The sequence below is a fragment of the Alkalibacterium sp. m-11 genome (assembly GCF_054658155.1).
This window is the reverse complement of record NZ_BAAGIR010000441.1, coordinates 1-303: the sequence shown is the minus strand read 5'-3', so window position 1 is coordinate 303 and position 303 is coordinate 1. Positions and strand designations below refer to the sequence as shown.

General features: G+C 40.3%; 1 pseudogene. It reads right to left on the bottom strand.

The window, feature by feature from the left end:
• Nucleotides 1-303, bottom strand: a pseudogene (locus ACYQ2O_RS13105) (RNA-guided endonuclease TnpB family protein); the annotation flags it as partial.

Sequence of the window (303 nt, the reverse complement as noted above, 5' to 3'; positions counted from 1 at the left end):
CCTTCTTCAGCTTCTTTTCGGACTTGTACAGCGGTTTTGGATTTTTGTGCTTCTCAGTTTCCCCTAAATCATTGGTGGTGACCGCAAAATCCGAAATACCCAAATCAATCCCGATCTTCCGTTCAACTAATTGGGGCGTTTCGTCCGCTGATTCCACAAGAATGGATATAAAATATTTTCCCGATTTATTCATTGATATCGTACATGATTTAATCTTGCCTTGAAAAGTACGATGCTGGACAAGCTTTACACATCCGATTTTAGGCAGTTTGATCTTACCATCTTCAATTCGGATATTTCCCC